Origin of the sequence: Pseudolysinimonas sp. (genome assembly GCF_044239695.1) — a bacterium.
In the GTDB taxonomy this organism is placed as follows: Bacteria; Actinomycetota; Actinomycetes; order Actinomycetales; family Microbacteriaceae; genus Pseudolysinimonas_A.
In genome coordinates this window covers 1-8632 of record NZ_JBIIAW010000111.1, presented here as the reverse complement: position 1 = coordinate 8632, position 8632 = coordinate 1, and the positions used below count along the sequence as shown (strand labels likewise).

Genomic DNA, 8632 nt, shown 5'->3' with positions numbered 1-8632 from the left:
GCCTCGTCGCCGGCCGCGGGCTTGCCGGTCGCCTTCGCGGGGACGGCGACGGGCTCGAGAGCCGGTTCGTCGCGCAGGATCGCGTCGTAGGTCTCGAACTCGTCGAGCGCGGCGACGAGCGCCTGACTTGTCGAGCCCTGCACGCCGATGCCGACGACGACGCGGCCGAGGCGCTTGCACCGCTGCACGAGCGGGATGTAGTCGGAGTCGCCAGCGACGATCACGACGTGGGTGATGTCGGGCAGCCGGAACATGTCGTCGATCACGTCGACGGCGAGCCGGATGTCCGCCCCGTTCTTGGTGCTCGACGCCGGGAACAGCTGCACGAGGTCGATCGCGCGGTTCACCAGTTGGCTCTTGTAGGACGCGTTGGTCGGCACCGACCAGTCGGCGTAGGCGCGGCTCAACGCGACAGTGCCGAACGACGACGCGTAGTCGAGGATCGCCCCCATGTCGACCCGAGCGACGTCGACTTTCGCGGCGACCTTGTCGTCGTTGCGACGGGCTTCGTCTTTGCGCCAGGTGTCGCGGCCGTGCATCTGGTCGTACCGCGAGATGACCACGTTGTCGAAGTCGATGTAGACCGCCACCCGGGCCTCGGTGGGTTCGCCGCGCTCCGCCATGCTTCGACCCTAGCCGTCAGGGGTGCGCCGGGTTATCGTGCCGCATGCGGATCCGGGGAATGACGGGATGTCTGGCAGCCGCCGTGGTCGCGACAGCACTCTCCGGCTGCGTCTCACCGCCGAGCATCGGGGAACCGGTCGAGATGCCCGACGTGCTGGTGGAATACGACCTCACCGGCGACTATCCCGCGGTCTGGGAAGCTCCGGATCGATTGACCATCGTGCTCGGTGGGAGCAGTTCGTGCCCGACGATCGCGACGCGGATCGACGAAGGTGATGGCGTGGCCCGAGTCACGCTCCACCGCCAAGGCGGGCTCGCCTGCACGGCCGATCTGCTGACCGTGCCCACCGCGCTGCGGCTGCAGGACGGACGCCCGGATGCCGTCGTACTCCTGCTCGACGGCGAGGAGTACCCGAAGGAGATCGTCGACGCGCGGTGACGGCGTGACGCCGCTCCTAAACTCGGGACGTGCCAGCTGACCGCGCCGTCATCGGAATCCTGGGCGCGGGCAAGGTCGGCACCGTGCTCGCCCGCCTCGCCCTCGCGGCCGGCCACCGCGTGCTCATCTCGTCGTCCGGATCGGCGGAACGCATCGCCCTCATCGTGGAGGTGCTGGCGCCCGGCGCCGAGCCCCGCACGACCGCCGAGGTGATCGACGAGGCGGAGGTGATCATCCTCGCGCTGCCGCTCGGCAAGGTGCGATCGCTCCCTGCCGCCGCGCTCGCCGGGAAGCTGGTCATCGACGCCGCCAACCACTGGGAGCCGGTCGACGGACCGCTGCCGGAGTTCACGCGGGACCCGCGCGGAACGAGCGAGGTCGTCGCCGACCTGCTGCCCGGTGCCCGGGTCGTGAAGGCGTTCAGCCACCTCGGCTACCACGACCTCGACGAACGCGGGCGGCCCGCGGGATCCGCCGGACGGGTCGCCCTCGCGATCGCCGGCGACGATCCCGCCGACGTCGCGACCGTGGCGGCGCTGGTCGACTCGTTCGGTTTCGATCCCCTCCCGACCGGCGATCTGAGCACCGGCACGGGCTTTCAGGCGCACACCGCGGCGTTCGGCTACCCGCTGACCCTGCCCGAACTACGGGCCGCGATCGGCGACCCACAGAAATAACATAGGAACAGGGCATCCAATAGTCGGGTGACGACTTCGCTGACGCGCGCCGACGGCTCGCCCATCCGTGCCCTGGTGGTCGACGACGAACCGATGCTCGCCGACATGCTGCGGATGGCGCTGCGCAGCGAGGGCTGGGACACCCGGGTCGCGAACGACGGGCAGACCGGCCTGAAGCTGGCGCGGGAGGTTCCCCCGGACGTCGTCGTGCTCGACATCATGATGCCGGGGCTCGACGGACTCACGGTGCTCAAGCGCCTGCGCGAAGCGGGCAACGACTGCCCCGTGCTGCTGCTCACCGCGAAGGATGCGGTGGAAGACCGGGTCGCCGGGCTCACAGCGGGCGGCGACGACTACGTGACGAAGCCGTTCAGCCTGGAGGAGGTCGTGGCGCGGCTGCGCGGTCTCGTGCGGCGGAGTCTGCGCGCCGGCGGCGACGACGGACCCGTCGTCCGGGTCGGCGATCTCACCCTCGACGAGGAGAGCTACGAGGTCGAGCGGGCGGGGAACCCCATCCAGCTCACGCCGACCGAGTTCGAGCTGCTGCGCTTCCTCATGCGCAACCCGAAACGGGTGCTGAGCCGGGAGCAGATCCTCGACCGGGTCTGGTCGTACGACTTCGGCGGCCGGGCCGCGGTCGTCGAGCTCTACATCTCCTATCTGCGCAAGAAGCTGGATGCCCACGGCCCCGGGATGATCCACACCGTGCGCGGGGTCGGCTACTCCATCCGGCCCGCGTCGACGTGACGCGTTGGTCGCTCGCGACCCGGCTCGTCGTCGGGATCGTCGGGATGCTCGCGGTGCTCGCCGTCGCGATCGGCGTCGTCACGGTCGCGGCTTCGCGCGGGCAGACGGTGGGGCGTCTCGACCGGCTGCTGCTCGCCGCGTCGGAACGCACGATCGCGATCGTCAACGGCGAGATGCCGGGACCGGACTCGATCGGCGAGATCCTCCCGGGTGAGGGCGCGGGGGCGGTGGTGATGGTGTCGCTCGAGGGCGAGGCGGTGCAGTCCGGGGCGCTCGGCTACGGGCAGTCGATTCCGCTCACCGACGGGCAGATCGCGGTGCTCCTCGGGGTCGAGGCCGACCGTCAGCCGCACACCGTCTCCCTCGGTGCGCTCGGCTCGTATCGGGTCGTCGCGACGCCGTTCGAGGCCATCGAGGGCTCGGCGGTCGTGCTCAACGGACTCTCGCTGGCGGACGCCGACGCGACCACGGCATCCCTCATCCAGACGATCGGCGCGGTCAGTCTCGGGGCGATCGCCGTCGCGGTGCTGCTCGGGGCGCTCGTCGTGCGCGTCGCGCTGCGGCCGCTGACCCGCGTCGTCGAGACGGCCGCCCGCGTCTCGGAACTGCCGCTCGAGTCCGGAGCGGTGTCGATGCCCGAGCGGGTGCCGGTCGACGCTCCGGAGACGGAGGTCGGTCGGGTGGGAACGGCGCTCAACCGCCTGCTCGGCAAGGTCGAGTCGTCGCTGGCGGTGCGGCACGCGAGCGAGCAGAAGCTGCGGCGCTTCGTGGCCGACGCCTCGCACGAGCTGCGCACCCCGCTCGCGTCGATCCGCGGCTACGCCGAGCTCGGGCAGCGCCCGGCGCGGCTGCCTGCCGACACGGCCCGGTCGCTCGAGCGCATCCAGGCGGAGTCGGTGCGGATGTCGACCCTCGTCGAGGAGATGCTGCTGCTCGCCCGCCTCGACGCCGGGCGCGACCTGCTCATGGATGACGTGGCCCTCGGCGGGATCCTGGTCGAGGCGGTCGCCGACGCCCAGGTCGCCGGGCCCGACCACCACTGGCACCTCGAGCTCCCCGACGAGGACGTCGAGGTACGCGGCGATGCCGACCGCCTGCGTCAGGCTCTCGGCAACCTGCTCGCGAACGCCCGGCTGCACACGCCGCCGGGCACCACGGTCGCGGCAGGTCTCGCCGCCTCGCCGACCGGAGCCGTGCTGACCGTGGCCGACGACGGGCCGGGGATCGATCCCGCCGTGCGACCCACCCTGTTCGAGCGCTTCAGCCGGGGCGACGACTCCCGGTCGCGACGGGCCGGCAGCACCGGTCTGGGGCTCGCGATCGTGGCCGCGGTCGTCGAGGCGCACGGTGGGTCGGTCGAGGTCGAGAGCGCTCCGGGGCGGACGGTGTTCCGCGTCGACCTCCCGGCCGGCGGCGCCCCGGCCGACGGCACCTTCCAGGACGCCTCCGAGACGGCTCACAGCTGACGCCAGCACGATCCCGAGATCCGCACGGTGTCATGAGGCCATGACGAACCCGACCCGCTCCGCCTCCCGGTTCCACACGAGCGTCACCCGCCGGGTGCTCGGCGCCCTCGCCGGCCTGGCGCTCGCGGGAGGACTCGCCGCAGGCCCCGCGGTGGCGGCGGGCGCGGCCACCTCCCGCACGACGGCGTCGGCCCGCACGGCGGCGGTGACCGCGATCGACCTGGTCGCGACGCTCGACGAGAGGCAGTCTGCCGCGCTCGCCGACGGCATCCCGAATCTCCCCGGCACGGGGCTGCGCCTCGGCGATCTCACCGCCGACCAGCGCGCCGCGGCGTACGCGCTGCTGCGGTCGCTGCTGAGCGCCGACGCGTGGGCGCAGGTCGCCGACCTCCTCGCCGCCGACGAAGAGCTGGATGCCGCGGCCGGCGGCGGATCGACCTGGTCGTCGGACGACTACCACCTCGCGCTCTTCGGGGACCCGGCGGGCGACTACGTGCTGCAGTTCTCGACGGCGGAGCTGGTGCTGAGCGCGATCTCCCAGGGCGGCGAGATCGACGTGCGTCCTGACGTCGTCGCCTGAGGCGTCAGCCCAGGTCGCGGCGCCGTCGCCGGGCCGTGTCGAGTGCGGCGCGGGCGTTCTCGTGAGCCTCGGTCGCCGCGTCCCGCTTCTGCGTGAGGAACTCTGCCTCGCGTTCGGCGGTCGCGAGCGCACGCCGAGCCTCGCGCACCCGCTCCTCGAGGTCGCCGAGCTCGTCGGCCGCGGCGCGTGCGTCGGCCTCAGCCCGAGCGACGACGGCGTCGGCGCGGGTGCGCGCGCGATCCAACTCCGCGTCGGCGTCATCGACCGCCCGCGGCCGGGGTCGCGGGGGAGCGGTGCGCTTCTCGGCGGCGCGCGAGCCGGCCTCAGGCACCGCCACCGCCTCCGCGACGTCGACCGGCTCGAAGCCGATCGTCTCGAGCGGGCGCAGCAGCCGGCCGGTGCGGATCGCGGCCGCGGCCTCGGGGTCGGCGAGACCGGCGTCGAGTGTCGCGGCGACGGCATCCAGAACCGCCGGTGCCACTTTCTGCCCGGCCGCCGCGGCGAGGTCTCCGCCGGTGCGGGTCAGCGCGGCGACGAGGGTGCGGCGTTCTCTGCCCAGCCGAGTGATCTCGCCGCGGTCGAGGGCGGTCTGGGCGTCGCGCAGCTCGCCGCCGACGTCGAGCAGCTGCTCCAGATCGTCTCGGCGTTCGCGCACGAGCAGGTTGACGACCCATGCGGCGGGCGCGGGCTTGCGCAGGTCTTTCATCCTCGCCGCCAGGGCGCGGTCGACACCGGACTCCTTCATCCGCGCGCTACGTGCGGCGATGAAACCCGCCGGCGGCACGCCGTAGAGGTCGTCCGCGACCTCGGCGAGGGGATCTGCCATGCTCCCAGTCAAGCACCGCCCCCTAACCTGGGTCGGTGACTTCCGGTCGGGTGCTCGTCGTCGGCAGCGTCAACCTCGACCTGCTCTACCGCGTGCCGCACCTGCCCCGTCCCGGGGAGACCCTCCTGGGGGCGAGTCTCGAGCGACTCTCGGGGGGCAAGGGCGGCAACCAGGCGCACGCCGCCGCCGGGATCGCGGGTGCCGCGGTCACGGTCGCCCTCGTCGCGTGCGTCGGCGACGACGACGCGGCGACCATGCTGCGCGCGGACCTCGCACGGGTCGGCGTCGACGTGGCCGGGATGATCACGGTCCCGGGTCCCTCGGGAACCGCCCTGATCGCCGTCGACGAGCGCGGCGAGAACACGATCGTCGTCATCCCGGGCGCCAACGCGGCGTGGCCCGACGGCGTGATGACCCGCCTCGACCTCCGGGCGGGCGACGTCGTCGTCGTGCAGCTCGAGATTCCGTTCCCCATCGTCGAGGATGTCGTGCGACGGGCGGCGGCGGCCGGAGCGCGGGTCGTGCTCAACGCCGCACCGCTCGACCGCCGCGCGGCGGATCTGCTCGACGCCGTGGACGTGATCGTCGTCAACGAGGTCGAGGCGGCGGAGCTCTTCGGCCTCGACGGCGATGTCGACGCCGAAGCGCTCACCGCGATCGCGACCGAACTCCCGGCGACCCTGGTGGTCACCCTCGGCGCTCGCGGGGTCCTGTACGCCCCGCCGGGGGGCAGGGTGCAGAGCCGGCCGGCCTACGCGGTCGACGCGATCGACACGGTCGGCGCGGGGGATGCCTTCGTCGGGGCATTCGCGGCGGCGTGGGCTGCCTCCGGGTCGCTCGAGACGGCCGTCCGCGCGGGCTCCGCGGCCGGTGCTCTCACCGCGACGGTGGCGGGCGCACGGCATCCGAGGTTGGCGCGGGCCGCGGTCGAAGCGCTCTGCGGGCCCCTCGGGTAGACGCCCGGTTCTGTCGTCCCCGCAGCGGGGGACGGATGCAAAAGCTCACAGATTTCCGTGCAACACTCTGTTCAGCCGTTCTCGCGATCTGATGCGCGAGTCGGTGAGGTGCCCGCCGCCGCATTCCCTGATCCGCCGCGGCGGGCACCGCTTCTGCTCTCTGACGAGTCAATCGGTGAGGTGCCCGCCACCGCACCTGCTTTGATCCACCGTGGCGGGCACCGCTTCCTCTGTGGGCACCGAAGATCAGCGCGGTGCCGGAGGGATTCCCCTACCCCTAGTCGGAATCCCGTCTCGGCGCGCCGAGCGCCCCACAGAGACCCTGATCGCGTTGTGCGGCGGCTCGACGATGCTCTTCGCCCGGAACCCCGGGAACGACGAAGCGGCGGATCGAGCTTCCGCGGTGAGCGTCGCCTTCGCGGACGACAGTTCGGACGTCGGGTTCCACGTCACCTCCGAATGAGTAGTGTCGAGAGTCCCTCAGGCGTCTCACCCCGACGGCGAGAATTCTGTAACGAATCGGTAACGGTCGCGCGACGGGGCACGGCAGCGGTCGTCAGGCGACGCCGACCCACAGCCCGTCGCGCGCGCGGGTCATCGCCACGAAGAGCTCGCGTCGCTGCAGTGCCGTGCGCTCCTCCGACGCCTCGTCGAGTGTCGACGGGCCGGACTGGAGGACGTAGGGCGGCGTGCGCACGACGAGCACCTCCGCGAACTCGAGCCCCTTCGCGCGCCGGATCGTCCCGACCTTCACCGCGTCGACCGGGGAGCCGTCGTAGTCCGCGAGATCGATCGTCGGGATGCCGGCCTCCGCGAGCGCCTCGGCGGCCTCTGCGGCGTGCCAGGCGTGCAACGCGAGCACGCCGATGTCGCCGAGCCGCACACCGCGACCGGACTCCTCGGCATCCGCGACGATCCGCCGCACCCGCTCCACGAGTGACCGGTCGTGCACCGCCCGCGACGGGAACACGGTGTGCACGGGCCGCGGACCGCGCCGCGGGGTCTGCGCGGCATCCGCCGTCGCCGGTGCGCCCTCGATGTCGACGTGCCGGTCGCCCTGCACCACGAGAGCCGCGAAGTCCGCGATCTCGGCGGTCGTGCGGTAGTTCGTCGTGAGGACGACGGAGCGACCCGCGATGGACACCCCGGCCTCGGCGAGGGTCGAACCGCCCGGGTGGATCGTCTGCTGGCCGTCGCCGACCAGGGTCAGGCCGTCCGGGGCGTCGCCCACGAGGGAATGCAGCATCCGGATCATGACGGTCGAGAGATCCTGCACCTCGTCGACGATGACGGCGCGGTACCGGTCGATCGGCTGGGCGCGCAGCGATGCCTCCGCCTCGAGGATCAGATCCTGCCAGTCGGCGACGCCGCGCGCCCGCAGGGTCGCCTCGTACGCGACGTAGAGGTCCCAGACGGCGACGCGCTGCTCGAAGGTCAGCGGCCGCCGTCGACCGTGGCGGGGGAGGCCGGCGTACTGTTCGAAGCGCGTCAGCCCCCGCCCCTTCACGACCGCCGACACCTCCTGGTACCAGTAGGTCGCGGCAGTGTCGATCACGCCGAGGGGACCGTCGAGACCGCGCGTGCGCCACACCTCGTCGAAGATCCGTGACGCCTGCTCCGCGTCGACATCGAGCTCGATTCCCCGGGCCGCGAGCACGTCGGCGGCGAACTGGTGGACGCTGCGGAACTCGACGCGTCCCGAGATGTCGGGGGCGAGGCGGTCGAGCAGCGACGCGAGCACCTTCGGCAGGGTGCGCACGAACGTCGTCACGAGCACCGGACCGCCGGTGACCCGCGCGAGATGGGCCGCGCGGTGCAGGGCGACGACCGTCTTGCCGGTGCCGGCGGCGCCGCGGATGCGGGACGGGCCGGCGAACGAGCGCCGCACGAGGCGCGCCTGACCGGGGTCGAGGAAGGCCATCCACTCCTCGATCGGGGCGCGGCGCAGGCCCTCGAGGAGGGCCTCCTGGAGCGCGTCGGCACTGAGCGAGGCGTCGGGGTGGCTCGGCTCGGGTCCGGGGAGGGCTGCTCCCGTGAGGGCGGCCGGGGGGATCGTGACCGGCCCGGTGGTGAGGGGCGGGAAGAGATGCTCGAGGGTGGAGCGGACGTCCGCGACGTGCGCGGCGGAGAGCCGGGATCCGAGGCCGGCGATCTCGGTGACGGCCGCGACGTCGCCGAGGAGGGTGAGTCCGAAGAGCTCCGTGCGGGGCACGTCGAGCCCCGTGAACGCGACCATGGCGCGCACCTCACCGGGGGCGAGTCCGATCTCGGCGAGTTCGCCCTGGGTCGCGTGCAGCAGGTCGGCGAGCCGCTCGAT

Annotated in this window: 9 protein-coding genes; 6 read left to right on the top strand and 3 right to left on the bottom strand. The window is 72.7% G+C overall.

What is annotated here, in order from left to right; genetic code table 11:
• On the bottom strand, positions 1 to 623 hold a 623-nt coding region (locus ACILQS_RS13835; RefSeq protein ID WP_395640714.1), incomplete at its 3' end, for an NYN domain-containing protein.
• 44 nt (positions 624 to 667) lie between these two features.
• Between ACILQS_RS13835 and ACILQS_RS13830 the strand changes: the two genes are divergently transcribed.
• Genes ACILQS_RS13830 through ACILQS_RS13810 form a run of 5 tightly spaced genes read left to right on the top strand, consistent with a single transcriptional unit; the run spans position 668 to position 4533 of the window.
• Positions 668 to 1063 carry a hypothetical protein gene (locus ACILQS_RS13830; RefSeq protein WP_395640713.1) on the top strand — a complete coding sequence of 132 codons (396 nt, stop codon included), beginning with the start codon at positions 668 to 670 and terminating at the stop codon, positions 1061 to 1063.
• A gap of 29 nt (positions 1064 to 1092) precedes the next feature.
• A complete protein-coding gene (locus tag ACILQS_RS13825; protein WP_395640712.1) occupies positions 1093 to 1740 on the top strand; it encodes an NADPH-dependent F420 reductase in 648 nt (215 codons plus the stop codon).
• Between the two features lie 27 nt (positions 1741 to 1767).
• Complete coding sequence (locus ACILQS_RS13820) at positions 1768 to 2487, top strand: response regulator transcription factor (protein WP_395640711.1); 720 nt, start codon at positions 1768 to 1770, stop codon at positions 2485 to 2487.
• Positions 2484 to 3953, top strand: coding sequence for a sensor histidine kinase (locus ACILQS_RS13815; RefSeq protein ID WP_395640710.1), 1470 nt, complete (start codon positions 2484 to 2486; stop codon positions 3951 to 3953). Before ACILQS_RS13820 ends, ACILQS_RS13815 begins: the two co-directional genes overlap by 4 nt.
• A gap of 40 nt (positions 3954 to 3993) precedes the next feature.
• A complete protein-coding gene (locus tag ACILQS_RS13810) occupies positions 3994 to 4533 on the top strand; it encodes a DUF3500 domain-containing protein (RefSeq protein ID WP_395640709.1) in 540 nt (179 codons plus the stop codon).
• 4 nt (positions 4534 to 4537) lie between these two features.
• On the opposite strand, the gene ACILQS_RS13805 is transcribed toward ACILQS_RS13810, so the two are convergent.
• Positions 4538 to 5359, bottom strand: a complete 822-nt coding sequence (locus ACILQS_RS13805) for a hypothetical protein (protein WP_395640708.1) — start codon at positions 5357 to 5359, stop codon at positions 4538 to 4540.
• Positions 5360 to 5394: 35 nt separating this feature from the next.
• Between ACILQS_RS13805 and ACILQS_RS13800 the strand changes: the two genes are divergently transcribed.
• Positions 5395 to 6315: a ribokinase gene (locus tag ACILQS_RS13800; protein ID WP_395640707.1), complete on the top strand. Its 921-nt coding sequence runs from the start codon at positions 5395 to 5397 to the stop codon at positions 6313 to 6315.
• A 556-nt stretch (positions 6316 to 6871) separates the two neighbouring features.
• Here ACILQS_RS13800 and ACILQS_RS13795 read toward each other — a convergent pair.
• Positions 6872 to 8632, bottom strand: a 1761-nt coding sequence (locus ACILQS_RS13795; RefSeq protein ID WP_395640706.1) for a UvrD-helicase domain-containing protein, incomplete at its 5' end; no start/stop codon positions are given.